The organism is Gordonia sputi NBRC 100414 (assembly GCF_000248055.1).
In the GTDB taxonomy this organism is placed as follows: Bacteria; Actinomycetota; Actinomycetes; order Mycobacteriales; family Mycobacteriaceae; genus Gordonia; species Gordonia sputi.
Window position 1 is genome coordinate 1 of record NZ_BAFC01000109.1, and the last position, 26,406, is coordinate 26,406.

Genomic DNA, 26,406 nt, shown 5'->3' on the forward strand with positions numbered 1-26,406 from the left:
GGCGACCACCGCATCCGCAGACCCCACCGCAGCAGTAGCCAACGCAGACGACCCCAAAGCCGAAGGCGCGCCACCGCTTCCGCTGTCGCTCGGTTTGCTGTTGCTGTTCACGTGCCGCCACCCCCGCCCCACGTCGTGTCGAATATGTGTTCTATATTACCCGACAATACCGACAACGGCGAGAAATGCTCGAAACTTCTTTCGATGTTGTGGACAAGCGTTTCGCCGTGCCCTGGTGGTGACAATTCGCCGTCGGCGTTCAGCGGCAAAATCTGCCAGCAATGCTTGCCGTGTACTTGTGGTGGCGCACAATTCGCCTCGCGCGGCCGCCGGCACTAGTCAATGCGGTTCACGCAACCGCCGCCTCTTTCACGGCAGTGGTGAGTTCGTCGATCGTGGATGGCTGCAGGCGCTTCCCGTCGAGGAAGAACGTGGGGGTGCCCTGCACGCCCAGGGACAGGCCGTCGGCGACGTCAGCACGAATCCGCTCGAGCGTGGCGGCGCTGTTGTAAGCGTCGTCGAATCTCGTCATGTCGAGACCGAGGTCAACGGCGAAGCCACGGAACAGGTCATCAGCGGGGACTTGCTGTTCACCCCACTGGGATTGGGTGGCGAACATGCGCTGGTACATCTGCTCGAACCGGCCCTGCTGGGCGGCAGCTTCGACTGCACGAGCAGCGCGTTCGGCGTTGAAATGTCCAGGCATCGGGAAGTAGCGGACGACGAAGGTGACGCGGTCGCCATAGGCGCGCCGCAGGTCCTCGATGATCGGGTAGACGGCCCCGCAGGCTTCGCACTCGAAATCGAGGAACTCCACGAACTGCGCCCGGCTCTGCTCGGGCGAGGACAGGCGGTGACTGTCGGGGCGTACAACGAGATCAGACACTTCGGCAGTATCAGCCGGAGTCGGGGACGTGGCGTCGTCGATGGCAAAGACGGCAACACCGATGCCGACGAAGATGGCAGCGAGTACCGCCCAGGCGATCTTGATCGGTTTGCTCACGCGTTCAGCTCCGAGGCGATGTCGTAGGGGAGTGGCATCGGTCTGATCAGGCCGACTGCGACGCGTCCGGTGTGGCCCTCGGGGTAGCACCCTGGCCGGTCACCTCCGTGCTGCAGCAGTCGCACCCAGTGGGCTCGCCGGCGCGCTGGCCGATGCTGGGTGCACAGCACGTGTCGCCCTTCCATGCGTTGATGCCCTCGCGGACCGCGATCGCGGCGATGACAAGAGCGGCGATCGGGTCGGCCCACGACCATCCGAGCAGGCTGTTGAGAAGCAACCCGATCAACAGTACTGCCGAGAGGTACGTGCACAGCAAAGTCTGTTTGGAGTCGGCCACCGCGCTCAACGAGCCGAGTTCGCGGCCGGCGCGACGTTCCGCCCACGACAAAAGCGGCATGATCAGCAAACTGACTGCCGCCAGGGCGATGCCGATCGAGGAGTGCCGCGCCTCGCCACCAACACCGAGCAGGGAACGAAGCGAGTCGACGCTCACGTAGACCGCCAGGGCGAAAAAGGAGAACGCGATGATCCGTAACGCGACCTTCTCGCGCCGTTCCGGATCCGAACCCGCAAACTGCCAGGCAACCGCGGCTGCCGACGACACTTCGATGACCGAATCCAGGCCGAAGCCGATCAATGCCACCGAGGACGCTCGCGTACCCTCGCTGATCGCAATCACGGCCTCGATGACGTTGTAGGTGATGGTCGCCGCGACGAACCACCGAATGCGACGCTGCAACAGCTCCCGACGGGCAACACTCAGCGCCGGCCGACCCGCAAAGCTGAGACTCATCGACGGCTGACCCACCGCCGGGAGACCGAGCTCGTCGGCCATCAGCAGCATCCCTGTTCGTCAGAGGTTGGACAACATGTCGGGTCGACCACGAGGACCAGTCCGAGCAAGTCATCCAAGGCATGGGCAATCCGGCCATTGGCCAGCTCGTATCGAGTGCGACGTCCTTCGGGCACCGCGACAACAAGTCCGCATCCCCGCAGGCAAGCAAGATGGTTCGACAAAGCCTGGCGCGACACCCCGATCGCCTCGGCCAACTCCGCGGGATACGCACCACCATCCCGCAGCCGCAACAGCACCTGCGTGCGCGTCGAGTCCGACAACGCATATCCAAACCGCGTCAACGCATCGCGCTGATCTGCCGCCACAATCTCCACCCGCCTAACGGTACATACATTTCTGTATTCACAGAAGCCTGTACTCTCCCGGCGTCCGCGCACCATCTCACTGTCGCGAGCCGCCTGTGCTCGACGTTGGTCATTCCCAAGTCCCCAATCCGCAGTCCCCAATCCGCCGCGGCGTCGAATCAGAGCGGCGGCTAACGTCGGGCAGGTGCACTCACTCGCCGACTGGCTGATCGACCTGATCAGGTCGGTTCCGGTGTGGGCGGTCTACCTGATCGCCGGCGGCGTCGTGTTTCTGGAAACTGCGGTCATCTTCGCGGGCTTGATCATGCCCAGCGAGGCGCTGCTCCTTGCGGCGGGTGTGGCTGCAGCCGTCGGCAATACCAATCTCGGCGTGTTGATCGCGGTCGCGTGTGTGTGCGCGATCGCGGGCGATGCGGTCGGGTTCTGGTTCGGAAGAGTAGGCGGCCCGCGCCTGATGGAATCGCCCCTAGGGCGTCGCTTCGGCGAACAGAGGTGGGAACAGGCGCGTACGCGACTCAATCAATCCGGAATGTTGATGGTCGCGGCGAGTCGCTGGGTCGGTTATGTCCGCACGCTCATGCCGAGGGTCGCGGGGATGACCGGCATGCAGTTCGCAAAGTTCGGCCTCGCCGACATCGTCGGGGCCGTCAGCTGGGTGACCGCGGTGCTGCTCGCCGGCTACTTCGCAGGCGCTGTCCTCGGTGCGACGATCCTGCTCTACGTCGTGATCGGGCTGGTCGGCTGCGCGGCGGTCTATGTGCTCGTCGTGTTCATCCGGCGTCGACTTGCCGCGCGGGCGTCAGCGGGCGTCGACGGCGTCGTGGCTGCGGCTGTAGCGGGTGGCCAGCCACGAGCAGAGAATGAGCTGGATCTGGTGAAAGATCATGAGCGGCAACACGATCAGCCCGACGACTGAGCCGCCGAACAGCACCGTGGCCATCGGTAGGCCGGTGGCGAGGCTCTTCTTGGTGCCGCAGAACTGAATTGCGATGGCGTCGGCGCGGCTGAATCCCAGTCGCCGCGCACTCCACCACGTCAGTGCGAGCATCACGATGACCAGCACCGCAGCAATCACTGCGACCGCCACGACCTGCCATGCACTCACGATCGACCAGATCCCGTTGCGCACGCCCTCGCTGAACGCCGCGTAGACGACGAGCACGATCGACGCCCTGTCGACGAACTTGGTCGGCTCGGCGTAGCGCTTGAGGAAAGGCGCGACCAGCGGTCGGCAGAGTTGTCCCGCGATGAACGGAACCAAGATCTGCAGCAGGATCTCGACGACCGATGACGCAGAGATGTGCACGCCATTCGTACCGCTCATCAGCGCAACCACCAGCAGCGGTGTCAACACAACACCGATCAGATTCGACGCCGAGGCGCTCACGATCGCCCCCGGGACGTTGCCGCGGGCGATCGACGTGAACGCGATCGACGACTGCACCGTCGACGGCACCAGGGTCAGGTACAGCAGGCCGGTGTAAAGGTCGTGACCGATCAGCGGTTCGACGACGGGCCGTATCGCCAGGCCGACGAGTGGGAACACCAGAAACGTGAACGCCAGGATCGTCAGGTGCAGCCGCCAATGCGACAGCCCGTTGAGTGCCTCGCGGGGATGCAGGCGCGCGCCGTAGAGGAAGAACAGGAATCCGATGGCGATCGTGACCGCCCAGTCGAGGACCTCGGCAAACGTCCCGCGCGCCGGGAAGAACGCGGCCACCACGACCGCTGCGAGAATCGCCAGGACGAAGCCGTCGATCGGAGACCGGGCGAGGAGGCGGCGCACGTCCTATTGAATGGGCGCGCGGCGGTCGGGCTGTGCCGCTGGTGCCGTGCCGCTCGACGCTGTGCTGCTCGATGCACTGTCGGTGCTGCACATGCCGCGCAGCGTGCACGATGCGCAGCTGTCGGTGCCGCAGTCGGCGGCGGCGCTGGTCTCCTCAGGTTGCGCGGTGTGGGCGTCGTCGACGCTGGCGTGATCCGACGAGCAGCAGCTGCAGCCCGCGTCGTCAGCTGGGGCGACGGCGTCGGCCGCGCGAACCGCGTAACCGCTGACAGCGCCGACCAGCAATACGCCCGCAACGAGCGCCACCAGTCCGAACACCACCGACCAGCCGCTGTCGACGGCGAGCGTCAGCGCGCCACCGGCGACCAGGATGAGCGCTGCACCCAGCGTTCCGGGGGCTGCGATGCGGTTGGCCAGCGTGAACGCCTCGGCCGAGGCCATCGTCGAATCGGTGCGTACTCCGAAGTATCGGTTGCGCGGGAGTCGGCCGATCACGCCCGCCACTCCGACCACCAGCCACACCAGGGCCAGCACAAGGACGCATACCGAGACGACGATCGACACCACACTCACCCGACCACCATACTTTTCCCGCCCATCCGACGTCGATTTCAGGGCAGGTGAAGCCACGATTTACCCTGGTGAGGTGAGCACCGCCGACATCTCCACCTCCGAGGGCGCCGCCGATCAGGCGAGCACCGACCCAGCTTCCGCGACTCCGGGGCACCGTTACACCGCCCGACTCGCAGGCGAGATCGAGGAGCGCTGGCAGCGCGAGTGGACTCAGCGCCACGCTTTTGAGGCACCCAACCCGGTCGGACCGCTGGCCGGCGACATGAGTGCCTTCGACGGCAGCGGCCCCGACGCCCCCGACAAGCTCTTCGTCCAGGACATGTTCCCGTACCCGTCGGGCGCCGGCCTGCACGTCGGACATCCGCTCGGCTTCATCGCCAGCGACGTGTTCGCGCGGTTCCAGCGCATGTCGGGCGCCAACGTGCTGCACACGATGGGCTTCGACTCCTTCGGTCTCCCGGCCGAGCAGTACGCCGTGCAGACCGGTACGCACCCCCGCACGACGACCGAGGCCAACATCGAGCGCTACCTCGGCCAGATCCGACGCCTCGGCCTCGGGCACGACGAGCGACGTCGCGTTGCCACCACCGACGTCTCGTTCTACCGCTGGACACAGTGGATCTTCCTGCAGATCTACAACGCCTGGTACGACGACGAGGCCGGCAAGGCGCGTCGCGTCGACGAGCTGATCGCCGAATTCGACAGCGGTGCACGCACTCTCGACGACGGTCGGGTATGGGCAGATCTGTCGGCACCCGAGAAGTCCGACCTCGTCGACTCGTATCGCCTTGTCTACCTGAGTGATTCGCTCGTCAACTGGGCGCCGGGCCTCGGTACCGTGCTGGCCAACGAAGAAGTCACCGCCGATGGCCGAAGCGACCGCGGGAACTTCCCGGTGTTCCGCAAGCACCTGCGGCAGTGGATGATGCGCATCACCGCGTACTCCGACCGCCTGCTCGACGATCTCGAGGTGCTGGACTGGCCCGAGAAGGTCAAGACCATGCAGCGCAACTGGATTGGACGTTCACGCGGCGCCCAGGTGCAGTTCCCGGTGCCTGGCGTCCCGGCACAGGCCGACGGCGAGGTGACCGTCGACGTCTTCACCACGCGACCCGACACCCTCTTCGGCGCCACGTACGTGGTGCTGGCTCCTGAACATCCGCTGGTCGACGTGCTCACTGCCGACACGTGGCCGTCGGGTGCCGAGGGCGCGGCAGTCGACGAGCGGTGGACCAACGGAGCGTCGACGCCCGCCGAGGCGATCAAGAACTATCGCGCGTCGATCGCAGCCAAGTCTGATCTCGAGCGTCAGGAGAACAAGGAGAAGACCGGCGTCTTCACCGGGTCGTTCGCGACGAATCCGGTTAACGGACAACAGGTTCCGGTCTTCGTTGCCGACTACGTGCTGATGGGCTACGGTACCGGCGCGATCATGGCGGTCCCCGCACACGACTCACGCGACTACGAGTTCGCGACGGTCTTCGGACTGCCCATCGTCGAGGTCATCGGCTCCGAGGCCGGCATCTCGGAGGAGGCGTATGTCGGCGACGGCCCGCTGGTGAACTCGGGCTTCCTCGACGGCAAGAACGTCGACGACGCCAAGACCGCGATCATCGAGTGGCTCGAAGAGCAGGGCTCGGGGCAGGGCACCGTTCAGTACAAACTGCGCGACTGGCTCTTCGCCCGTCAGCGCTACTGGGGTGAGCCGTTCCCGATCGTCTACGACGAGGAGGGTCGCGCGCACGCATTACCCGAATCGATGCTGCCCGTTGAGCTTCCGGAGGTCGAGGACTACGCACCCGTCGCCTTCGACCCCGACGACGCCGACAGTGAGCCGAGTCCGCCGCTGGAGAAGGCGACGGACTGGATCCACGTCGAACTCGACCTCGGCGACGGTCCGAAGAAGTACAAGCGTGACGCCAACGTCATGCCGCAGTGGGCCGGAAGCTCCTGGTATCAACTGCGCTACATCGACCCGACCAACGAAGAAGAGTTCTGCGCCAAGGAGAACGAGGCGTACTGGATGGGTCCGCGGCCAGAGCTGCACGGTCTCAGCGATCCGGGCGGCCTGGACCTCTACATCGGTGGTGTCGAGCATGCCGTTCTGCACCTGCTGTATTCGCGCTTCTGGCACAAGGTGCTCTTCGACCTCGGCTACGTCACCAGCAGCGAGCCGTATCGAAAGTTGTTCAACCAGGGCATGATCCAGGCGTACGCCTACACCGATTCGCGCGGCATCTACGTGCCTGCCGAAGAGGTCACCGAGGTCGACGGCGAGTTCGTCTACAACGGTGAGAAGGTCACGCAGGAGTACGGCAAGATGGGCAAGTCGCTGAAGAACTCGGTGACTCCCGACGACATCGCCGCCGAGTACGGCGCAGATACGTTGCGGCTCTACGAGATGTACATGGGCCCACTCGATCAGTCGCGCCCGTGGGCAACGAAAGACGTTGTGGGACTGCAACGATTCTTGCAGCGCGCATGGCGCCTGGTCGTCGACGAGGAGTCCGGCGCGGTCCGCGTCGCCGACATCGAGCCCGACGACGAGACACTTCGCCTGCTGCACAAGACAATCGCGGAGGTTCGTGAGGATTACAACGGCCTGCGCGACAACATCGCCGTCGCCGCGCTGATCAAACTGACCAGTCACCTGACCAAGCAGTTCCCCGACGGCGCGCCCCGCAGCACCGTCGAACAGCTCGTCCTGATGCTCGCGCCACTTGCGCCGCACATCTCCGAGGAGCTGTGGTCGAGGCTCGGACACGACGAACTGCTGGTGCGCGGACCGTTCCCGGTCGCCGACGAGCGCTACCTTGTCGACGACACCGTCGAGATCCCGATCCAGGTCAAGGGCAAGGTCCGCAGCCGCATCACGGTGCCCGCCGACGCCGACGAGGAGACGATCCGCGCCGCAGCACTCGACGACGAGAAGATCCTCGCGATCCTCGACGGCCAGCCGCCCCGCAAGGTGATTGTCGTGCCCGGCCGGATGGTGAACATCGTCCCGTAGCGGCCTGTCGCTGGTCGAGCGCCCACTCGCTGGTCGAGCGCTACCCCCGCTGGTCGAGCTTGTCGAGACCACCCCGCTGGTCGAGCGCTACCCCCGCTGGTCGAGCTTGTCGAGACCACCCGCCGCTGGTCGAGCGGCCCGCCGCCGGGTCGAGCGCCACCCCCGCTGGTCGAGCTTGTCGAGACCACCCTCGCTGGTCGAGCTACCCGCCGCTGGTCGAGCTACCCGCCGCTGGTCGAGCTTGTCGAGACCACCCCTCGCGCTGTCGTGCTCGTTCCCGCTGGTGGAGCTTGTCGCTACGATCTGACTCGTGACGTCCGACGATGACACCACCCCCGGCTCGACGCCGCCTGACGACAAGTCCGTGCCGTCGGGTCCGGCGCGGGTCGGCGAGTTCCTCACCCGGGCCGACCGGACGCCGTCGCTGATCCGTGCTGCTCAGCTTCCGCGAAAGCTGACGCCGGAGACGGTCCCCGAACTCGACCTCTCGCGTCCGACGCGCCTCTCCGATCGCATGGAGAAGCTGCTGACCGGGAGCGATCGGTCGCCGAGCGCGTCGCGCGAGTTGGCACTCAGCGTCGTGAAGGTGTGGCAGGCGCTCGTCGATCGCAGGTCGGCCACCGCCACCGCGAGCGGCGACGTGACGGTCCTGTTCACCGACCTCGTCGGATTTTCGTCGTGGGCCTACGCGCAGGCGACGACAGCGTGCTGTCGCTGATCGGTGAGGTCAACCGCGTGAGCAGCGACATCGTCGGCGCTCATCGGGGCCGAATCGTGAAGTCGCTCGGCGACGGCGTGATGGCAGTGTTCCCCGATGCCTCCGACGCGATCCTCGCCGCGTTCGAACTGTGCGGAGCCGTCAGCGCGATCACCCATGACGACTACCGTGCGCAGCTGCGCGCCGGAGTGCACACCGGAACTCCGCGGCAGGTCGGTGGCGACTACCTCGGCGTCGACGTGAATATCGCGGCCCGCGTCGCCGATGCCGCCGGAACCGGCGAGGTGCTGGCCACCAGCGATGCGCTGCAGTCTGCGGAGGGCCTCCAATTGCTCAGTCGCAAGCGACGTTTCAAGGCGAAGGGCACACCACGTGACCTCGAAGTGTTCGCCGTGGTGCCGCTTCTCGATGAGTGAGTTGGGCCGTCAGCAGTAGAACGGCGGCGAGACGTCCGGGTCGTCGGCGACCGTGTCGATGCGCGTATCCCTGAGTAGATCCGCGATGGCCGCTGCCGACGCACCGATCGTCGCGAAGTGCGGATCGATGTCTTCGGTGAAGCACCACGCTCTATCGGCAGGCCAGATGAATGCGGGCGGGGGCAGGATCGGGTGTCCGTGTCGCGACGTCGGCTCGGGTTCGGGCGGCAACCAACCCAGCATGTCGGTGTCGCCGACGAACAGGTGGTAGTCGCGCACGGTTGCGCCGCGCTCGTCGTGGATTTCGACGATGGGCACGCCACCGCTCAGCAGTTCTGGATAACCACACCCGTCCCAGATCAGGTAGTAGATCTCATCGGGTGTGGTGGTATGCGGACGCAGGTCCTCGACCGCGACGGCGATCTGCCACAACTCGCTTGGCCCCAAGACTGATTCGACGTCGTTCTCACACTGCCCCGGAAATGCAGGGTCGGGTATGTGCAACAGACGTGCGTACGCGTCGAAACCGAGGGGCCCGCGGGTCACCACGCAGCCCCAGTCGCGCGGGTCGCTCATCAGCCAGTCGGCCACCGAGGCGTCGTCGAATCGTCGGATGGTCATGGGGCTTCACAATGGCATTCGACGACGCTGCAACCAACAGAATTTCGTGAGCCACCTCAGCGCGGGCCACTGCATTTCGGCAGCCGCGTCGTTTCGGGAGCTACCCGAGGCACTCACTTCGGCGGCAGCGATCGCGCGTAGGCGACGCCCACGCCGACCCATTTCTCGAGCTGCCGCCTGGTGCGGATGCCCTCCGTCGAGACCCGTAACCACCCGCGGGTTTCTCGTCCCGACATGACCATCGGAGCCGTGTGCGCTCTGGCCAGGTAGGCGTCGGTCTCGTCTGGCGGCACGCGCACCATGAGTCCACCGTGCCCGCTCGCCGCAACGGCCATGTTGCCGTCGACCAAGAAGGCGAGACCGCCGAACATCGACTTCTCTGCGACGCCGCTCTCACCCGACAGCAGCTCGCGGATCCGGTAGGCGAGATCGTCGTCGTAGGCCATGTGGCCAGCGTAAACGGGCGTCGGCACGCACGGGTCGGTTACTGCTGACGCACGACGATCCGCAGGAGCGGAAAGGACTTTCGGGGAGGGCTGGAAATCTATCTTACCGCGCAGTAAGATACCGGCATGGCAATCAACCTCGAGCTCCCGCAGAAGCTCGCCCCGGTCACCGAGCAGGCGCATCTCGCTGCCGAGCACATCTTCCGGCCCATCTCGCGCACATACGACAAGGCCGAGCACACCTACCCAGAGGAGCTCGACGAGCTGGGCAAACTCGCCCGCGAAGCCGCCCGCAAGGGACGCGAATCCGACGCCGCGGACAAGTCGTCGGCGAAGAAGTCCGACGTCGTCAACGGCGGCAACATGCGTGCGGTTCTGCACGGCGTCGAAATGGGTTGGGGCGACGTCGCGCTCATGCTGTCGATTCCGTATCAGGGTCTCGGTAACGCCGCGATCGCGGCGGTAGCAAACCCCGAGCAGCTCGAGAAGTTCAAGGACGTCTGGGCGTCGATGGCGATCACCGAGCCGAGCTTCGGCTCCGACTCGGCGGCCGTCAGCACCACCGCGACACTCGACGGCGACGAGTACGTCATCAACGGCGAGAAGATCTTCGTCACCGCGGGTTCTCGCGCCGACCACGTCGTGGTGTGGGCGACCGTCGACAAGAGTGCCGGCCGTGCCGCGATCAAGAGCTTCGTCGTGCCGATGGACACCGAGGGAGTATCGGTTGTCCGCCTCGAGCACAAGCTCGGCATCAAGGCGTCCGACACCGCGGTGCTGCGCTTCGAGAATGCTCGCGTACCCGCCGAAAACCTGCTCGGCTCACCGGAAGTCGATACCAAGAAGGCGTTCGCGGGTGTCATGCAGACCTTCGACAACACGCGTCCGCTGGTCGCGGCGATGGCCGTCGGCCTCGGACGTGCCGCACTCGAGGAGCTGCGCGCAACCCTCGAGGGCGCCGGACACGTCATCGACTACGACAAGCCCGCCGCCAATCAGGCAGCAGCTGTCCACGACTTCATTCGCCTCGAATCCGATTGGGAGGCTTCGTGGTTGCTTGCCATCCGTGCCGCGTGGATGGCCGATAACAAGCAGCCGAACTCGACCGAGGCGTCGATGTCGAAGGCCAAGGCGGGCCGCATGGTTACCGAGCTGACCAACAAGGCTGTCGAGATCGGTGGCACCGCAGGCTATTCCGAGGTCGGACTGCTCGAGAAGTGGGCCCGGGACTCCAAGATCCTCGACATCTTCGAGGGCACACAGCAGATCCAGCAACTGATCATCGCGCGACGCGTGCTCGGCAAGTCGAGCAGCGAGCTGAAGTAGCGGCAGCGGTACCCACTCGACGCGACGAGGCGCACAGTCGGCGCCGGGTGCTCAGCGGAGCACGCGGCGTCGAAGTTCCTCGTCCCGCTGGAGGCGTAGCCACTCGCGCTGTCGGCGTTGCGCCGCAACGGCATTGAGCACGTCCACGTCGTTGGCCCCGGCAGGTGGCGCGGGTGAGATGTACGGCGCGAGCGTCTGCACCAATTGCCTTGCGAGAGCGGCACGCAGTGCGTCGTCACGGATCGACGGCGCTTGGTGGAGGAAGCCGCGGATCAGCATGGCCTGGTGGTCGGTCAGAACCCCGATGTCGGCGGTGCGCGCCCACTCTGCGAGGTGTGGTGGCATGATCGCGGTGCCTGCGACCTCCAGCGAACGCCGGTCGCGGATCACGTAGGTGCCTGCGACGAGATCGCCGACGCGCTTGTCCTTGCGGCTGATGGCAGCACACACAATCGCGGGTACACCGAAGAACACGAAGATCTCGACGACGCCGACGAGAGACCGCGTGAACGCGTGTCGGAAACCGATCGGCCCGGCGTCGTCGCGGACCGTGCGCAGGCCGAGCGCCCAATGCCCCAACGACTTTCCACGACTGAGCGTCTCCACCGCCGTCGGCAGCACGATCAACGCCAGCACCGACGAGAGCGCGAAGGCACCTGCCAGCACGGCGCCGTCCCGCAGGCTCATGCCGATCTTGACCGACACCCAGAACAGCGCGATGAGTACGACCACGGCGATCACCACATCGATCACTCCCGACACGATGCGCCTGCCGAGCGATGCCGGCGGAAGGTCAAGTGCGACTGCCTCACCCGAGACGAGGTCGTTGCGCCCGAGACCGACCGTCCCGCCGCCGTACACCGGCGCGGGCGGTGCCATGTACGTGCCCGGTCCCGCGTACATGTTGGGTCGCGCGTACATGGGCTGCCCTGCATGCATGTTCGGCCCCGGGTACATACGCACCACCGTAGCGGCTGCGGGTGGCGCAGACGTAGCCGATCGTGGGCCACGTGAATGATCCCGCCCCACAGGGGTACAGCGCTGCCCGTGGTCTCGCTAGGCTACCGATGTGGATCTCGATGCCTACGTACGAGCGAAGTCACCGACGTGGCAGAGACTCGACGAACTCTCACGAAAACGCCACCTCACCGGTGCCGAGTCCGACGAGATCCTCGACGCCTATCAGCGCACTGCCACACACTTGTCGGTGATCCGATCGTCGGCGCCAGACCGCGCGGTCGTCGCATATTTGTCGACGCTGCTGGCCCGGGCTCGCGGGCACGCGCTCGGGTCGACCGTCACCACGTGGGACCAACTGGTGCGGTACGTGACGATAACGCTGCCCGCCGCGTTCTACAGCACTCGACGGTGGTGGCTGACGGTGATGGTCGTGTCGATCGCATTCGCTGTCGGCATCGGCTGGTGGCTCCTCGACCACCCGACCATGGAGCACACGTTCGGGTCGCGCGCGGAGATCGAGCACCTCGTCAACGACGACTTCGAGAACTACTACTCCGAGCACGCCGCGTCGTCGTTCGCGTTCGAGGTCTGGACCAACAACTTCCGACTTGCGTTGCTGTGCATCGCCTTCGGGGTCTTCGGTTTCCCGGTGATCTGGATGCTCTACCAGAATATTCTCAACCTCGCGGTGACGGGTTCGATCATGATCAACCACGGTCGGGCCGACCTCTTCTTCGGACTCATCACCCCGCACGGGCTACTCGAGCTCACGTGTCTGTTCGTGGCGGCAGGTGTCGGGCTGCGCATCTTCTGGTCTTGGGTCGCGCCCGGCGACCGCAAACGCTCTGATTCACTTGCCGAGGCGGGCCGCACCGCAATCGCCATCGGCATCGGATTGGTTGTGCTGCTACTCATCTGCGGAGCCATCGAAGCGTTCGTGACCCCGTCGGGTCTCCCGACATGGGCGCGCATCGGTATCGGCGTCACCGTGTGGGTCGGGTTCCTCTTGTACGCGCTGGTGCTCGGACGTCGTGCCCACGATCGTGGTGCCACAGGCGATCTCGACGAGATCGACCGCGGGTACCCGTCGCCTGACAGATGCCCGGGGAGGCAAGCCGCTCAGAGCATTCCGCGCGACTTCAGCAGTAGGTAGTGGTCGGCGAGCGCGGCGGGCAGTTTGTCAGGCGCGGCATCCACGACGTCGACGCCGAGACGCCGCAACCCCGACGCCGTGCGGCCTCGTAACGTCAGTGTGCGTACCGCCGCTGCGGCGTCGTAGATCTCGCGGACGTCGTCGCGACGTTCGGCCATCTCGTCGAGCATCGGGTCGGATACCGATCCGATGACCACCTGGTAGCGCTGTGCGAGTGCGGCGAGCGGCGGCAGCAATGACTCCTCGACCGCGGCGGGTTCGAGCGGTGTCAACAGCACCACGAGTGCTCGCTGGCGCGACACCTTGCTGACCTCGGTGCACAACATGGGCCAATCTGCTTCCACCAGAGCGGGTTCGAGCGGCGCCATCGCGGTCACGAAGTCGCTCAGCAAGGTTGTGCGCGGCGCTCCGATGATCCGCCGGTGTACCACGCGATCACCCGCGATGAAGTCGACGCGATCGCCCGCATGCGACGCGAGCGACGCCAGCAGCAGGGCCGCATCCATCGCGGCGTCGAGTCGCGGAGCGTCGCCGACACGACCGGCCGATGTCCGCGACGTGTCGAGCACGATCACGATGTGCCGGTCTTTCTCCGGCTGCCACGTGCGGACGACGACGGAGCGGCGTCGCGCAGTGGCACGCCAATCGATACTGCGCACGTCGTCGCCCTCGACATAGTCACGCAGAGAATCGAATTCGGTTCCCTGTCCACGGGTGCGCACGGCCGACCGTCCGTCGAGCTGTCGCAGATACGCCAGCCGTGACGGCAGATGCTTGCGCGCGGTGAAGACGGGCAGCGCACGCACGATGCCCGGAACCACGACGGTGCGCTGTCGGGCGCAGAGTCCGAGTGGGCTGAGCCGTCGAACGGTCACACCGACGGCCAGTCGGTCACCGCGGCGGGTGGGTGTGAGGGTCGTCGTGATCGACTCCGACTGCGCAGGAGCGAGATTCACCGGCCGCGGCGCGGTCGGTTCCGCACCTGCCGACGGCTGCCATGCGTCGCGGATCAGACCGCGGAATCGACTGCCGGACAGGTTGCGCACCAACAGCGTCGTCTGGGTGGATTGGCCGAGCTGAACCGGACCGCACGGCACTCGACCCAATTCGAGAGTGCGCGTGGGGTTTCCGACGACGGCGAGGTCGATCAGCAGTAGCACGACGCATACCACGACCCAGGCCAGCACCACCCAGTAGTGGGGGAAGAGCACCGTCGGAATGGCGCCCGCGAGGACGAGTACGAAGAAGCGGCCGGTGATGACCATCAGCGTGGGACGGGAACGGAACCGATCGCCGCAGCCAGCACCGCGCCGACCGAGACTCCCTCGAGCTCAGCCTCCGGGCGCAGCGAAAGGCGGTGCGCAAGAGTCGCTTGCGCCATCATCTGCACGTCGTCGGGTGTGACGAAATCGCGTCCGCTCAGCCACGCCCACGCGCGACTCGTGCCGAGCAGCGCGGTCGCACCTCGTGGACTGACCCCGAGTGAGAGCGACGGCGACATCCGGGTCGCGCGGGCGATGTCGACGATGTAGGCGGCGACCTGTGGTGCCACGGCCACCCGTCGCACTGCGGCTGCGCCTGCGATCACATCGGAGCCCGAGGCGACCGGTCGCAGACCGGCAGCGGCCAGATCGTGTGGATCGAATCCTGCTGCGTGCCTTGCCAATACGGTGATCTCGTCGTCGCGCGGTGGAATCGGCAGGGTCACCTTCAGCAGGAATCGGTCGAGCTGAGCTTCCGGAAGCGGGTAGGTGCCCTCGTACTCGACGGGGTTCTGAGTCGCTGCGACAAGGAACGGCTCGGGCAGGGCGCGCGGCACGCCGTCGACGGATACCTGCGCTTCTTCCATCGCCTCGAGCAGTGACGCCTGCGTCTTGGGTGGCGTTCGGTTGATCTCGTCCGCGAGAAGCAGATTGGTGAACACCGGACCCTCCCGGAAACTGAACTCCGACGCCGCGGCGTCGAAGATCAGTGATCCGGTGACGTCACCCGGCATGAGGTCGGGGGTGAACTGCACGCGCGCGGTGTCGACGTCGAGGGCAGCGGCGACCGACCGCACCAGCAGCGTCTTGGCCACTCCCGGAACGCCTTCGAGCAGGATGTGACCGCGACACAGCAGCGCGATCAGCATCCCTGAGACCGCGGTATCTTGTCCGACAACGGCTTTGCCGACCTCGGCGCGTACCGCATTCAGCCGAGAACGCGCCGACGTCGAATCTGCCCCTGACCCCACTCCGGACGTCACCGACCCCACCGCGCCCGACTTACCGCCCGGCACAGGCGGATACGAAGCGGGCTGGGGTACAGGCGGTCGCGCTGAGTGCGGCGGGGTTGAGTGTGGTGGTGTCGAGTGCGGCGGGTTTGAGGGTGCGGTCATGGTGTGCCCCGGACTTCCTTCTCTAGAGCGGTCAATTCAGTGGTGAAGACGACCAGCGCGTCGTCGCCCTCGGGCAACGGGCCGGTCAGGAGTCGTGCGACGTCGCGGGCGTCTCGGTGTGACGCCGCTGCGGCGACGCTGATGATCGCGGCGACCGACGAGTCGGAACCGTCCGGTGTCCACACGCCCGAGTCATCGTGTTCGTCGGACGCGTCGAGTGCGTCGAGGGCGTGCACGGGGTCGTAGTGGAGTCCGAGGTACCCGGCGATGCGCGAGATGGTGCGGATGCGCAGGATCGCTGCGGCACGACTATCGGCTCCGGCGCGATGGTAGAGCCGTCCACGGGCCTGGGTGGTCTCGATCGCCTTGACGACGGCGGGTAGCGGCTCGGTGACCATCGGCCCGAATCGTCGTCCGCGCCAGAGCATCAGCGCGAAGACAGCGAAGGCTGCCAGCAGGAAACCGGGGCCGATCCAACGCGGAATCTGAGAACGCGGGTCGGAGTCGGGCTCACCCGGTTCAGGTGGTCGATCGCCAAAGCTCGGAATGAACCAGATGAGGCGACCGGAGGAGGCGAGCACGCGGAGGGCAACGCCCGCATTGTCGTCCTCGGCGAGGTTTGCGTTGTGCCAGAAGTCGCCGTCGGTCACGACGATCTCGGGGTGCGAGGTCGTCGCGGGTACCACGACGATCTGTCCCGGCCGATCGACCACATCTGCACCGGTGTCGGTGTCGTCGGGAAAGCAGGATGCCGCGGGCTGCGTCGGCGTGTACCTGGTGGCCGACGAGTACGAACCCACGCCGATGCCCTGTGACGAGATGACGTCGTCGGGGGCGATCCCGATGAGCGAGCACGCTCCCGTTGATCGGGTTTGCGCGACGAGTGCAACGCTCACCGGTAGCCCCAGCGCCGCGAGCGCGTTGTCGGTCGGGGAGACCAGCACCACGCGCTTGACGTCTCGGAACTTGTCGAGGAGGTACGACGCGTTGGCCGGGGTGAGAGCGCCGGAGCCGCTCAAGACGACGGTATCGTCGGCGCCCGGTGTCGTGCGATCGCGGAGTTCGTCGAGTCCCCGCGCCACGGTGACGCCGACACCGTGATCGCTGATCACTTTCGTGACGGCACGAGCACCCGTCGGCCCGAGGTTGTCGGGATCACCCGCCACCGTGTTGCTCGGCGTCGGGGGCTTCGGCTTCGACGACGGCGCGCCGCCCAGCGCGAGGGCGGCGACGAGCACGACGATCAGCACTGCAACCACGACTCCGAGGACAATCAACCAGGTTCGACGTCGATGTCGCGGACGCGACGGAGCTGGGCCGGACCGACCCTCGGGGGCCGCGGGCGGTGCGCTCACGGGTGCGCTCACCGGCCTGCCGCCACGTCGTCGTTCGTCATGTCGCCGCTGGTCATGTCACCGCTGGTCATGTCGCCGCTCATCTTGCCGCCACCCACGGAATCGTGGTCCGCGTCAGACCGTGCGCGACCCCTGCGGATCGAGCGTTCCAGCTCGAGCATGGCCTGCGCCTGTGCGAGGTCGGCGTGCCGGTAGCCGTACTCGACGGCGTCGAAAAGGTCAGCGGCCCAACGGAGTTGGTCGCGCTTGTCGTCGTAGGCGACGCCGAGTCGTCGCGACGCCTCGCGAGCGGTCAACGACGGCGCCGCGACGATGTACCCGCGTTCGATGCCCCGCCGCGCCAGTGCGCGCATCGCTTCGCGCACGCAACCGTCGAGATCGCCCTTGTCGAGGAGATCCTCTGCGGCCGAGCGGTATTCGCCGGACTTGAGTGTCAGGTCGTCGAGGGGAGCCGACTTCTCGGTGCGCCGCGCCCGCGGAGTGCGTCGCACGAAGAAGATGGCGAAGGCCACGAGCGCGATGATCACCAGCAGCACGACGACGATGGTCACGATCAGCGTTGTGTCCGGAGCCGGTCCGCCGGTGAAGAAGTCGTAGAGGATGGAGAAGAAGTTCCGGCTGGGCTCAGGAGGCTGCGAGGGCGTGGTGGCCTGCTCGTGATACTGCGGCTTCGACAGCTCGTCGTTGGCCCAGCGTCGGGCGGTGTCGTTGTCGGGATGCAGGCCGTCGGCCAGCAGCAGCACGCTCACGGCGCGAGACTCCGCGCACGCGGACTCGACAGGCTCGGGCAGTGTGCGTCCATCGCGACCCCCTCATCCCGTGCTGTTCGTGGTCTCCGGCAGGTGTCCCCGCGGGGGTCCTCTGCTGCGGCCAAGTGTGCCGTCCGGTTGCGAGGGCGAACTTATCAAACCGCCGACGGCAAGGCCCAGATTGTCGGTTTCTCAGATGAACGGTGAGGTCGTGGGTGATCGCTACTTGCGATGGAGAGCAACTGCGACGTCGTCGGGTCCGAGTTCGGTGCCGTCAGGTCCGACGACCGCGGCGTGTACGGACTCGCCGTCGGCGTCGGTGAGGTCGAGTGGGGCACCGCTGGGCTGGAGGTACCGGTCGCCCCACTGCATGAGCGCGACGATCACCGGCAGGAGCGCGCGGCCCTGCTCGGTGAGGCGGTACTCGTTGCGGACGCGCTGGCCGGGCTCGCGGTAGGGGACCTTCTCGAAGAGCCCCGCCTCGGTGAGCTCCCGCAGTCGAGCCGATGCGACGGCGTCTGTGATCCCGACGCGGCGCGCGAACTCGTCGAATCGTGTTGCCCCGTAGAACGCTTCACGCAGGATGAGCATCGCGGATCGGGTGCCGATCACGCCCATGGCTTTGTCGATAGAGCACCGATTCGCCGTCCAGTTGTCCCTTTCGGCCAGAGGTCCACGTAACTCCATGCCCACAGTGTAGCTGACTTGACGCAGGCATAGTCAGCGGGTAAACAGTCTGACTATGGAAAACAAAAGCCAGAGCGAACGGCGGCACGGCGCCGGTGCTCTCCTCGCGGTCGCGTGCGGCGCGCCGTTCCTGGTCGCCCTCGACCTCTTCGTGGTCAACGTGGCATTCGACGACATCGCCAAGGACTTCGGTGGCGCACGGCTGACCTCGGTCAGTTGGACACTCTCTGCTTACGCGATCGTCTATGCGGCACTCCTCATCCCGCTGGGCGCCGCGAGCGACAGGCTGGGCAACCGTCGCGGCTTCATCGGCGGGGTCGTCGTGTTCACCGCGGCGAGCGCGCTCGCGGCATGCGCACCGACACTCGGCGTTCTCATCGCCGCGCGGGTGCTGCAGGCTGTCGGGGCGGCGGCGCTCACGCCCGCGAGCCTTGCGCTTCTGGTGACGTCGGTGCCACCGGAGCGTCGGGCGGGTGCCGTGCGCATCTGGGCCGCAACGTCGGGGATGGCGGCGGCGCTCGGGCCGGTCGTCGGCGGTATCCTCGTCGAATTCTCCTGGCGTGCAGCGTTTCTGATCAACGTGCCGATCGGCATCGCGTTCGTGATCGCGGCGGTCCGGGTCTTCGGGCGCGACTCCGGTGTGCAGCAACAACGCTCCGGCGCTGCCGTCTCGATCGGAATGCTCACAGGCGCCGTGCTACTCGCGGCGTCGAGCGCACTCGGCGTCCTCTACCTGGTGCAGGGCGACGAGTGGGGATGGGGTTCCACGCGCGCGATCGCCGTACTCGTCGCTGCCGTGATCCTGGGTGTGGCCTTCGTCTTCATCGATCGGCGATCCGACGACCCGCTGATCCCCACACGGTTGTTCTCGCGTCCTGAGTTCTCCTTCGGGACGGCAGCGATGTTGCTGTTCAGCATCGCCTTCGCCGCCGGATTGCTCGACGGAATCCTGTTGCTACAGAAGGGCTGGGGCTATTCGGTGATCCGCAGCGGTCTGGCCGTTGCGCCGGGTCCGCTGATGGTGCCCGTGGCGGCGGTGCTGGTCTCCCGGATGGCGCGGACGGTCTCGCCGTGGTTGCTCGCCGCCGCGGGAGCGGGCATGTGGGCCATCGGAATGGTCCTGATCAGAATCTGCACCGACGCGTCCGATCCCAACTACGCCGCCGGCTTCCTACCCGGTTGGCTCCTCGGCGGATTCGGTGTCGGCCTGGTCATTCCGGCGTTGATCGCCACCGCCACAAGCGGACTCGACGCCGCTATCGCCGGCCGCGGCAGCGCGGTGATCACGATGTCGCGGCAATTGGGTACGACGATCGGCACCAGTGCGCTGGTCGCCATGCTCGGAGCGGGAGTCACGACGGGAACCTGGTGGGTCTGCGCGGCATTCGCCGCAGCCGCAAGCATTCTCGCGCTCGGCCCGCTGGCGCGTCGCACGTCTGGTCAGGCTGAAGCGGTCGCGGCGTCGAACATCGGTTGATGCAATCCTGCGGTCACTGGATCGCTCCGCCCGAACATATTCGGGCACAGCATGATTCGCCCTCACGAAAGGTATGAAGATCATGAACACAGCAGTCATCGTCGACGCGGTGCGCACCCCTGTCGGCAAGGGCAAGCCGACGGGTGCGCTACACGACGTACACCCGGTCGACCTCCTGGCTCATCCGCTGCGAGAACTACTGTCACGCAATGCGATCGATCCGTCCGACATCGACGATGTGATCACCGGCGTTGTCACGCAGGTCGGAGAGCAGAGCCTCAACATCGCGCGCCGCGGGTTGTTGGCGGCGGGCTACGCGGAGTCGGTGCCGGGCGTCTCGCTCGACAGGCAGTGTGGCAGTGGACAACAGGCCATCGCGTTCGCGGCACAGGGCGTCATCGCGGGAGCCTACGACATAGTGGTCGGTGCGGGCGTCGAATCGATGTCGCGGGTGCCGATGGGCTCGGCGGCTTTCGGCACCGACAACCTCAACGGCGTAGCTTTCGACGAACGCTACCCCGAAGGACTTGTCGGCCAGGGTATCTCGGCAGAGCTGATCGCAGCCAAGTGGGGCATCTCGCGCACCGAGATGGACGAGTTCGCCCTGCGCTCACACGAACTGGCCGCAGCAGCTACCAAGAACGGGCTCTTCGACAACGAGATCGTTCCGCTTGCGGGGCTGACCACAGACGAGGGGATCCGCGTCGGCTCGACCCTCGACACACTCGCAGGCCTTCATCCCGCATACTACGACGAGGCGATCGCGCATCGATTCCCGCAGATCGGCTGGAACGTGACCGCGGCCAACGCGAGCCAGATCAACGACGGCTCGGCAGCGGTGCTGGTGATGAACGAGGAGCGGGCGCGACAACTCGGGCTTCGACCTCGGGCGCGCGTGCACTCGTTCGCCGTCGTCGGCGACGACCCGCTGCTCATGCTCACCGCGATCATTCCGGCGACCCGCAAGGTGTTGGCCCGCGCGGGCCTGAGCCTCGACGACATCGATCTGTTCGAGGTCAACGAGGCGTTCGCGTCCGTGGTGCTCGCCTGGGCAAAAGAGCTCGACGTCGACCTGGACCGCGTGAACGTCAACGGTGGCGCGATCGCCATCGGGCATCCGCTGGGTGCGAGCGGTGCACGCATCGCGGCGACCGCCATCAACGCTCTCGAACAGCGCGGTGGGCGCTTTGTGCTGCAGACGATGTGCGAGGCGGGCGGAATTGCGAACGCCACCATCTACGAGCGCCTCGACTGATACCTTGGCTCCAAAGTAGAACACGTTCTAGATTTGGAGACACGCATGACCGTCGAGCAGGAACAGACCGGGCTGTCGAGCAAGATCGAGGCCGCCGTATCTGCGTACATCGATCTGCTCACCAACGGCACAGCCGAGCAGATCGCGGATCTCTACGCACCCGACGCGACGGTCGAGGATCCGATCGGGGCCGACGTCCGCGACACCCGCGACCAGCTCGTCGAGTTCTACTCGATCATCACCGGCATGGACGAGCACGTCGCCACCCTGAACTGGAAGAAGATCGCGGGCGACACCGCGGTCTTCGAGTTCACGCTCGTCACCGGCACGGCCGACATGCGGTTCGAGATCACTCCCATCGACATCATGGTCTTCGACGCCGACGGCAAGATCTCCTCCATGCGCGCCGTCTGGGCCCCGACCGACCTCAAGCAGCTGTAGGGGCGTTGCCGCTGATCGAGCTTGTCGAGATCACCCGCCGAGGAGTGGTCTCGACTCGGGTGCTCGCTGCGCTCGCGCCCGCTCGACCAGCGGAAGAAGCTCGAGCCCACCTCCGCTGATCGAGCTTGTCGAGATCACCCGCGGCCGGTCGGCCGCAGCACGATCTCCGTCGGGTGGGCGTCGGCCGGGGTGTGGATCGCGGCGACCACCGCGCCCGCGACCGTCGAGGGCTTCAGGAGCTTCGACGCGTCGTAGTCGTCGCCCTCGATCGCGACCAGCTCGCGCTGCATGTCGGTGTCGATTCGCCCGGGGAACACCGACGTCACACGCAGCGAGGTCTCCTCGCCGCGCAGAGCGTCGGCCAGCGCGCGCAGCCCGAACTTGCTCGCGGCGTACGCGCCCCAACCGGGGTTGGCACGGATCCCCGCGCCCGAGTTGATGAACACGACGTGACCCTGCGCCGTCCGCAGCGCGGGCAGAAGCACGCGCGTCACCTCGGCCGCGGCAACGAGATTCACCTCGAGCACGTGACGCCATTCGTCGGTGGGTGTCTCGGCGACGGTGCGCAGCGTCGAACCGACTCCAGCGCTATGGACCAGTACGTCCAGCGACGGTATCGACTCCGCGGCCGCGGCAACTGATTCGTGGTCAGTCAGTTCGACGGCGAATGTCGCGCCACCCAGCTCTGCGGCGAGCGCGTCGAGTGCGGCCGAGGGTCTGCCGCCGAGAATCAGCGAGTGGGTGGGCGCGAGTTGTCGGGCGATCTGCTCGCCGAGTCCGCGGCTGGCTCCGGTGATCAATGCGGTTGGCACGCGTTCAACCGTACCGGCGGACATCACCGACGACCTCGAGCGGCGAGGACAGTCGAGGCAGTGCAGAATCAACGCGTGGCCAGGTATGGATTCACCCCAACGCAGTTGTCGGCACGAGCCGCGTATCTGCTCCGCGGCAACGATCTGGGCACGATGACCAGCGCGGCACCCCGCCTCTACCCGCACATGTGGAGCTGGGACGCAGCGTTCGTGACGGTCGGTCTCGCACCGCTGAGCGTCGAACGTGCCGTCATCGAGATGGACACCCTGCTCTCGGCGCAGTGGTCGAACGGCATGATTCCGCACATCGTTTTCGCCAACGGGCGCGACGGTTATTTCCCCGGCCCCGGCCGGTGGGAATGTTCGCGCCTGGCCGACGCCGCACCCGACTATCCGGAGACATCCGGCATCACGCAGCCGCCCGTGCACGCGATCGCGGTCCAGCGCATCCTGGATCACTCACGGCGACACGGCCGTTCGACGCGGGCCGCCGCGAACGAGTTCATCGACCGCCGGTGGGGCGCGCTCATGCGGTGGCATCGGTGGCTCGCCCACGCACGGGATCCGCTCGGGCGCGGCCGCATCACGATCTACCACGGCTGGGAATCGGGCATGGACAACTCACCTCGCTGGGATGGTCCGTACTCGCGCGTCGTTCCCGGCGAGGACCTGCCGCCCTACACCCGCGCCGACCTCGAGCACGTCGCCGACCTCTCGATGCGCCCGACCGACCTCGAATACGACCGCTACATCTGGCTCGTCGAAGAGATGAAACGCGCGCACTACGACGACGAGATCCTGCCCAAGGTCATGAGTTTCATGGTCGAGGACGTTTTCGTCAGTGCGATCTTCGCAGTTGCGTGCGATGTCCTCGCGACGATCGGAGAGGACTACTCCAAGCCACGCGCAGACGTGCGAGACCTGCGGGCATGGTCGGATCGGTTCAAGGCGGGCGTGGTCGCGGCCGCAAACGACCGCAACGGTGCCGCGCGTGACTACGACCTGCGCGCGGGGCAGTGGATCAACTCGGAGACCATCGCGGTCTTCGCGCCTTTGCTGTGCGGTGGGCTGTCCCGCGATCGGGAACGAGCGCTCCTACGACTGTTCGACGGTCCGCGCTTCTGCGGACACCCCGACCTGAGATTCAGTGTCCCGCCGTCGACGTCGCCGATTTCGGCCGACTTCCGCCCACGGGAGTATTGGCGCGGCCCGGTCTGGCCGGTGATGACCTGGCTGTTCAGCTGGGCCTTCGCGCGGCGCGGGTGGACCGAACGCTCTGCGCGACTCCGTGAAGAGGGCTTGCGGCAGGCCACCGACGGCGCGTTCGCCGAGTACTACGAGCCGTTCACCGGCGAGGCCCTCGGCAGTATGCAGCAGAGCTGGACCGCGGCGTCGGTGCTCGACTGGCTGGACTGACGGCCGCTCCCTACAGAAGAGTGCCCCGCGGTCCGAAGTGGACTGCGGGGCAACCTCTTTCGTATTGGGCGAAACTCAGAACTCTTCCGCACCGACCAGCGCGGCGTCCTCGTCGACGTGGTGCGACTCCGCCTTCTTCGACTGCACGAACCCGACTGCGATCACGGCGACGGCGCAGTAGCCGACGGCGAACCAGAACGGGGCCGCCGGAGCGAACCACTCCGCGAGGTAGGCGACCAGCACGGCCGACGCCGCGCCGCCCATCCAACGCAGGAAGCTGTAGCCGGCACTGGCAACCGAGCGCGGCTTGTTGGGATCGGCCGACGACATCGCAACGCCGGTGAACAGCGTGTTGAGGATGCCCGACGGCAGACCCGAGAGCACGATCGCGAGACCGGTCAGCCACACCTGGTCGGTGGCGACACCGACCGCAGCGAGCGCCATGACGACGCCGTAGCCGACAATCGCGGTCATCACGCCGCCGCGCTGTCCGATCCGCTCGGCGAGCCGCGGCCCGACGAAGACACCCGAGAGTGCGGTCAACAGACCCCAACCGAAGAACACCATGCCTGCCGGAATCGGCTTGAGGCCCATGGCAAGTGGCGCGTAGGCGATGACTGTGAACAGTGCGCCGGTGTAGAACGCCGAGCCGATCGACGTCAGCAGCAAGGTGCGGTTACGCAGCGCTTTGAGCGGGTCGACAATGCTGACCGCGACACGTTCTGAGCGCGGACCGTCGGACGGCAGCATGAACGCACACAGCACAGCACCGATCAGCTATGAGGACCGCGGTACCCGCGAACGGTGCACGCCACGTCCATGCTCCGAGCAGTGCTCCGAGAAGCGGACCGACTGCCAGGCCGACGCCGAGCGCGGCCTCGTACAGCAGAATCGCGCCGTGCTGGCCGCCCTTGGCCGCGCCGACGATGAACGCCAGTGCCGTCGCCATGAACAGCGCGTTGCCGAGACCCCAGAGCACGCGCATCGCGATGAGGTGGTCGATGTTGCCCGCGAACGTCGAGACGCCCGCTGCGATGACGATCAACGCGAGGCCGACGGTCAGCGTGCGCTTGGGTCCGTAGCGGAATGCGGCCCAACCGGTGATCAGCATGGCGATCACCTGCACACCGAGGTAGACGGCGAAAAGCAGCGTCAGCTTCGACGGCGGCGCGTGCAGTTCCTCGCGGATCGTATTCAGGATCGGGTCGACGAGGCCGATACCCATGAAGGCGATGACCGCAGCGAATGCGGTCACCCACACGGCCCGGGGCTGACCCTTGAAGGTCTCGATCAGTGAGTGGGAGTGCTCCTCTGGCGCCGACTGCGCCGGCTTCTCCGTCGTGGTTGTCACATCTACCTCGTGTTCATTGTCGAAAGTTGTTGCTTACTAGAGTCTTTGGGAACTACTGCTTCTACGTCGCCGCTGTTTTTACTTCGTCGGGGTCGGGGATGGGGTCGGGGTCCCCTCGAGCTCCGCGTGCAGTGCCCGAAATGCTGGGGCAGCCGCGGCGAGCCGCGCGCGGTCGTCGTCGGAAAGCCGTTCGAGTGCTGCGGCGAGCGCGTCCTCGCGTTGCCCGCGAACCCGCTCGAGAACCTCGTGCCCGTGTTCGGTCAGTCGGACCAGGACGGCACGTCGGTCGTCGGGGTCTGGTGCACGAACCACCAGTCCGCTCTTGCACAGGCCGTCGACCAGGGCTGTTGCCGTTGGCATGCGGATGGACTCGCGTTCGGCGAGTTCGCCCATGCGCATCGGCTCGTGGTCGACGATCGTGGCCAGCGCCGACGCCTGAGCAGCGGTGTACTCGGGAATCGGGGTGTGCCGACGCAACGCCAGGTAGAGCCGCGTCACGGAGGGGCGAAGCGCTCGGGCGATGTCTGCACTGGTTTCGGTCACGTTTAGTAACTCTAATACTTAGGCTTATGAAATAAAAGGCCGAACGGTAGTGTGACGTTGTGACTCGTGACACGAAGAAGAACCTCACCCCCGCGAAGCGCGCGCTGATCAGCGTTGCCGCCGTCGCCCAGTTCGCGCTGCAGGGCTACGCCCTACGCGACCTCAAGCAGCGGCCCGCTGAGCAGGTTCGCGGACCCAAAAAGGCCTGGGCCGCAGCGAGTTTCATCAACTACATCGGCCCAATCGCGTACCTGGGCTTCGGGCGGAAGTCGGCGTAGGGGCGCGCAGCAACCGGGCGTGTGCGGCTACTGGGCGCGCGCGCAGAAAACTACACTTCTCGGGATCTCCGCACGTACCGGTACATGCGCGCCGCCCGTGGGGCGTCACTTTCTGCGGAGTGCGGCGCGCCCGCGCGCAGTGATCGAGCGTGCAGCAACGTGGCGCGTGCCTTACCCGGGAGCCCGCAGAAAACCACACCTCTCGGGGCCTCCGCACGTACCGGTACGTGCGGGCGGCCCGCGGGGCGTCACTTTCTGCGGACTGCGCCGCGCCCGCGCGCGCAGTGACCGGGCCAGCAGCAACGTGCCGCGTGCAGAAGGCGGGCACGCGCAGACTGCAGCAACCGGGCGCACGCCGAATCGCGCCCCGCATAAAACCACACCTCTCAGGCCCTCCGCACGTACCGGTACGTGCGCGCCGCCCGTAGGGCGTCACTTTCTGCGGAGGCCGCAGCGACCGCGCGCAGTGGCCGAGCCCGCAGGAACGTGGCG

The 26,406-nt window shown here is 66.4% G+C and carries 26 protein-coding genes and 1 pseudogene; 11 read left to right on the forward strand and 16 right to left on the reverse strand.

The annotated features are described in order from the left end of the window. Positions 1-349: 349 nt before the first annotated feature. Genes GOSPT_RS16935 through GOSPT_RS23280 form a run of 3 tightly spaced genes read right to left on the reverse strand, consistent with a single transcriptional unit; the run spans position 350 to position 2,173 of the window. Complete coding sequence (locus GOSPT_RS16935; RefSeq protein WP_005207656.1) at positions 350-1,003, reverse strand: DsbA family protein; 654 nt, start codon at positions 1,001-1,003, stop codon at positions 350-352. 46 nt (positions 1,004-1,049) lie between these two features. Further along, positions 1,050-1,838 carry a cation efflux transmembrane domain-containing protein gene (locus tag GOSPT_RS16940; RefSeq protein WP_082933686.1) on the reverse strand — a complete coding sequence of 263 codons (789 nt, stop codon included), beginning with the start codon at positions 1,836-1,838 and terminating at the stop codon, positions 1,050-1,052. Then, on the reverse strand, positions 1,838-2,173 hold the full coding sequence (locus GOSPT_RS23280; protein WP_082933681.1) for an ArsR/SmtB family transcription factor: 336 nt from the start codon (positions 2,171-2,173) through the stop codon (positions 1,838-1,840). The genes GOSPT_RS16940 and GOSPT_RS23280 overlap by 1 nt, the downstream gene beginning before the upstream one ends. Positions 2,174-2,348: 175 nt before the next feature. On the opposite strand from GOSPT_RS23280, the gene GOSPT_RS23285 reads away from it, so the two are divergent. Further along, the gene (locus GOSPT_RS23285; RefSeq protein ID WP_005207659.1) at positions 2,349-3,080 is read left to right on the forward strand and encodes a DedA family protein; all 732 of its coding nucleotides are present in this window, start codon (positions 2,349-2,351) and stop codon (positions 3,078-3,080) included. Here GOSPT_RS23285 and GOSPT_RS16945 read toward each other — a convergent pair. Together GOSPT_RS16945 and GOSPT_RS16950 are read right to left on the reverse strand one after the other, a co-directional pair. Further along, positions 2,964-3,950, reverse strand: coding sequence for a bile acid:sodium symporter family protein (locus GOSPT_RS16945; RefSeq protein ID WP_005207660.1), 987 nt, complete (start codon positions 3,948-3,950; stop codon positions 2,964-2,966). The genes GOSPT_RS23285 and GOSPT_RS16945 overlap by 117 nt on opposite strands. Before the next feature lie 3 nt (positions 3,951-3,953). Beyond that, complete coding sequence (locus GOSPT_RS16950; protein WP_039856449.1) at positions 3,954-4,523, reverse strand: SdpI family protein; 570 nt, start codon at positions 4,521-4,523, stop codon at positions 3,954-3,956. A gap of 88 nt (positions 4,524-4,611) precedes the next feature. Between GOSPT_RS16950 and leuS the strand changes: the two genes are divergently transcribed. From leuS to GOSPT_RS24625, 3 genes are all read left to right on the forward strand, one after another. Then, entirely contained in the window at positions 4,612-7,533 is a 2,922-nt protein-coding gene (gene leuS / locus GOSPT_RS16955) for a leucine--tRNA ligase (protein ID WP_039856461.1), read from the forward strand. A gap of 310 nt (positions 7,534-7,843) precedes the next feature. Continuing rightward, positions 7,844-8,251: a hypothetical protein gene (locus tag GOSPT_RS24620; RefSeq protein ID WP_005207663.1), complete on the forward strand. Its 408-nt coding sequence runs from the start codon at positions 7,844-7,846 to the stop codon at positions 8,249-8,251. Further along, positions 8,212-8,667, forward strand: coding sequence for an adenylate/guanylate cyclase domain-containing protein (locus tag GOSPT_RS24625; protein ID WP_306302069.1), 456 nt, complete (start codon positions 8,212-8,214; stop codon positions 8,665-8,667). Before GOSPT_RS24620 ends, GOSPT_RS24625 begins: the two co-directional genes overlap by 40 nt. A gap of 9 nt (positions 8,668-8,676) precedes the next feature. Here GOSPT_RS24625 and GOSPT_RS16970 read toward each other — a convergent pair whose 3' ends face one another. Together GOSPT_RS16970 and GOSPT_RS16975 are read right to left on the reverse strand one after the other, a co-directional pair. Next, complete coding sequence (locus GOSPT_RS16970) at positions 8,677-9,288, reverse strand: hypothetical protein (protein ID WP_005207665.1); 612 nt, start codon at positions 9,286-9,288, stop codon at positions 8,677-8,679. Between the two features lie 113 nt (positions 9,289-9,401). Beyond that, positions 9,402-9,734 carry a TfoX/Sxy family protein gene (locus GOSPT_RS16975; RefSeq protein WP_039856454.1) on the reverse strand — a complete coding sequence of 111 codons (333 nt, stop codon included), beginning with the start codon at positions 9,732-9,734 and terminating at the stop codon, positions 9,402-9,404. Positions 9,735-9,860: 126 nt separating this feature from the next. On the opposite strand from GOSPT_RS16975, the gene GOSPT_RS16980 reads away from it, so the two are divergent. Then, entirely contained in the window at positions 9,861-11,060 is a 1,200-nt protein-coding gene (locus GOSPT_RS16980; RefSeq protein WP_005207667.1) for an acyl-CoA dehydrogenase family protein, read from the forward strand. A 51-nt stretch (positions 11,061-11,111) separates the two neighbouring features. Here the strand turns inward: GOSPT_RS16980 and GOSPT_RS16985 are convergent, their stop codons facing one another. After that, a complete protein-coding gene (locus tag GOSPT_RS16985; RefSeq protein WP_005207668.1) occupies positions 11,112-12,017 on the reverse strand; it encodes an RDD family protein in 906 nt (301 codons plus the stop codon). A gap of 112 nt (positions 12,018-12,129) precedes the next feature. Between GOSPT_RS16985 and GOSPT_RS16990 the strand changes: the two genes are divergently transcribed. Then, positions 12,130-13,173, forward strand: a complete 1,044-nt coding sequence (locus tag GOSPT_RS16990) for a stage II sporulation protein M (protein ID WP_005207669.1) — start codon at positions 12,130-12,132, stop codon at positions 13,171-13,173. Here the strand turns inward: GOSPT_RS16990 and GOSPT_RS16995 are convergent. The 5 genes from GOSPT_RS16995 to GOSPT_RS17015 all read right to left on the reverse strand — a co-directional run bounded on the left by GOSPT_RS16995 (position 13,140) and on the right by GOSPT_RS17015 (position 18,341). Then, positions 13,140-14,438: a DUF58 domain-containing protein gene (locus tag GOSPT_RS16995; protein ID WP_005207670.1), complete on the reverse strand. Its 1,299-nt coding sequence runs from the start codon at positions 14,436-14,438 to the stop codon at positions 13,140-13,142. The two genes, GOSPT_RS16990 and GOSPT_RS16995, sit on opposite strands and share 34 nt — an antisense overlap. Further along, on the reverse strand, positions 14,438-15,550 hold the full coding sequence (locus GOSPT_RS17000; RefSeq protein WP_082933683.1) for an AAA family ATPase: 1,113 nt from the start codon (positions 15,548-15,550) through the stop codon (positions 14,438-14,440). The genes GOSPT_RS16995 and GOSPT_RS17000 overlap by 1 nt, the downstream gene beginning before the upstream one ends. Further along, positions 15,547-16,905, reverse strand: coding sequence for a DUF4350 domain-containing protein (locus GOSPT_RS17005; RefSeq protein WP_231894730.1), 1,359 nt, complete (start codon positions 16,903-16,905; stop codon positions 15,547-15,549). Before GOSPT_RS17005 ends, GOSPT_RS17000 begins: the two co-directional genes overlap by 4 nt. Positions 16,906-16,913: 8 nt before the next feature. After that, on the reverse strand, positions 16,914-17,654 hold the full coding sequence (locus GOSPT_RS17010; protein ID WP_005207673.1) for a DUF4129 domain-containing protein: 741 nt from the start codon (positions 17,652-17,654) through the stop codon (positions 16,914-16,916). A 222-nt stretch (positions 17,655-17,876) separates the two neighbouring features. Continuing rightward, a complete protein-coding gene (locus GOSPT_RS17015; protein ID WP_039856457.1) occupies positions 17,877-18,341 on the reverse strand; it encodes a winged helix-turn-helix transcriptional regulator in 465 nt (154 codons plus the stop codon). Positions 18,342-18,396: 55 nt separating this feature from the next. Between GOSPT_RS17015 and GOSPT_RS17020 the strand changes: the two genes are divergently transcribed. The 3 genes from GOSPT_RS17020 to GOSPT_RS17030 all read left to right on the forward strand — a co-directional run bounded on the left by GOSPT_RS17020 (position 18,397) and on the right by GOSPT_RS17030 (position 21,514). Beyond that, positions 18,397-19,818 (forward strand): MFS transporter, encoded by a 1,422-nt coding sequence (locus GOSPT_RS17020; protein WP_005207675.1) that lies wholly within the window; start codon positions 18,397-18,399, stop codon positions 19,816-19,818. Positions 19,819-19,900: 82 nt separating this feature from the next. Continuing rightward, positions 19,901-21,073, forward strand: coding sequence for a thiolase family protein (locus tag GOSPT_RS17025; RefSeq protein ID WP_039856469.1), 1,173 nt, complete (start codon positions 19,901-19,903; stop codon positions 21,071-21,073). 45 nt (positions 21,074-21,118) lie between these two features. Next, entirely contained in the window at positions 21,119-21,514 is a 396-nt protein-coding gene (locus tag GOSPT_RS17030; protein ID WP_005207682.1) for a nuclear transport factor 2 family protein, read from the forward strand. 134 nt (positions 21,515-21,648) lie between these two features. Here the strand turns inward: GOSPT_RS17030 and GOSPT_RS17035 are convergent, their stop codons facing one another. Then, positions 21,649-22,326 (reverse strand): SDR family oxidoreductase, encoded by a 678-nt coding sequence (locus GOSPT_RS17035; RefSeq protein WP_039856471.1) that lies wholly within the window; start codon positions 22,324-22,326, stop codon positions 21,649-21,651. Positions 22,327-22,401: 75 nt separating this feature from the next. Between GOSPT_RS17035 and ggh the strand changes: the two genes are divergently transcribed. Then, positions 22,402-23,742, forward strand: coding sequence for a glucosylglycerate hydrolase (gene ggh, locus GOSPT_RS17040; RefSeq protein ID WP_039856474.1), 1,341 nt, complete (start codon positions 22,402-22,404; stop codon positions 23,740-23,742). A 75-nt stretch (positions 23,743-23,817) separates the two neighbouring features. Here the strand turns inward: ggh and GOSPT_RS17045 are convergent. Together GOSPT_RS17045 and GOSPT_RS17050 are read right to left on the reverse strand one after the other, a co-directional pair. Beyond that, positions 23,818-25,093: pseudogene (locus GOSPT_RS17045) on the reverse strand (MFS transporter). A 78-nt stretch (positions 25,094-25,171) separates the two neighbouring features. After that, the gene (locus tag GOSPT_RS17050) at positions 25,172-25,636 is read right to left on the reverse strand and encodes a MarR family winged helix-turn-helix transcriptional regulator (RefSeq protein WP_005207693.1); all 465 of its coding nucleotides are present in this window, start codon (positions 25,634-25,636) and stop codon (positions 25,172-25,174) included. Positions 25,637-25,695: 59 nt separating this feature from the next. On the opposite strand from GOSPT_RS17050, the gene GOSPT_RS17055 reads away from it, so the two are divergent. After that, positions 25,696-25,914: a hypothetical protein gene (locus tag GOSPT_RS17055; protein WP_005207694.1), complete on the forward strand. Its 219-nt coding sequence runs from the start codon at positions 25,696-25,698 to the stop codon at positions 25,912-25,914. Positions 25,915-26,406 lie beyond the last annotated feature (492 nt).

Excerpts from the sequence above, each read along its gene's own strand:
- GOSPT_RS16940 (WP_082933686.1), bottom strand. The coding sequence starts at position 1,838 with ATGGCCGACGAGCTCGGTCTCCCGGCGGTGGGTCAGCCGTCGATGAGT.
- GOSPT_RS16970 (WP_005207665.1), bottom strand. The coding sequence starts at position 9,288 with ATGACCATCCGACGATTCGACGACGCCTCGGTGGCCGACTGGCTGATG.
- GOSPT_RS16975 (WP_039856454.1), bottom strand. The coding sequence starts at position 9,734 with ATGGCCTACGACGACGATCTCGCCTACCGGATCCGCGAGCTGCTGTCG.
- GOSPT_RS16980 (WP_005207667.1), top strand. The coding sequence starts at position 9,861 with ATGGCAATCAACCTCGAGCTCCCGCAGAAGCTCGCCCCGGTCACCGAG.
- GOSPT_RS16985 (WP_005207668.1), bottom strand. The coding sequence starts at position 12,017 with ATGTACCCGGGGCCGAACATGCATGCAGGGCAGCCCATGTACGCGCGA.
- GOSPT_RS16995 (WP_005207670.1), bottom strand. The coding sequence starts at position 14,438 with ATGGTCATCACCGGCCGCTTCTTCGTACTCGTCCTCGCGGGCGCCATT.
- GOSPT_RS17000 (WP_082933683.1), bottom strand. The coding sequence starts at position 15,550 with ATGACCGCACCCTCAAACCCGCCGCACTCGACACCACCACACTCAACC.
- GOSPT_RS17015 (WP_039856457.1), bottom strand. The coding sequence starts at position 18,341 with ATGGAGTTACGTGGACCTCTGGCCGAAAGGGACAACTGGACGGCGAAT.
- GOSPT_RS17020 (WP_005207675.1), top strand. The coding sequence starts at position 18,397 with ATGGAAAACAAAAGCCAGAGCGAACGGCGGCACGGCGCCGGTGCTCTC.
- GOSPT_RS17025 (WP_039856469.1), top strand. The coding sequence starts at position 19,901 with ATGAACACAGCAGTCATCGTCGACGCGGTGCGCACCCCTGTCGGCAAG.
- GOSPT_RS17030 (WP_005207682.1), top strand. The coding sequence starts at position 21,119 with ATGACCGTCGAGCAGGAACAGACCGGGCTGTCGAGCAAGATCGAGGCC.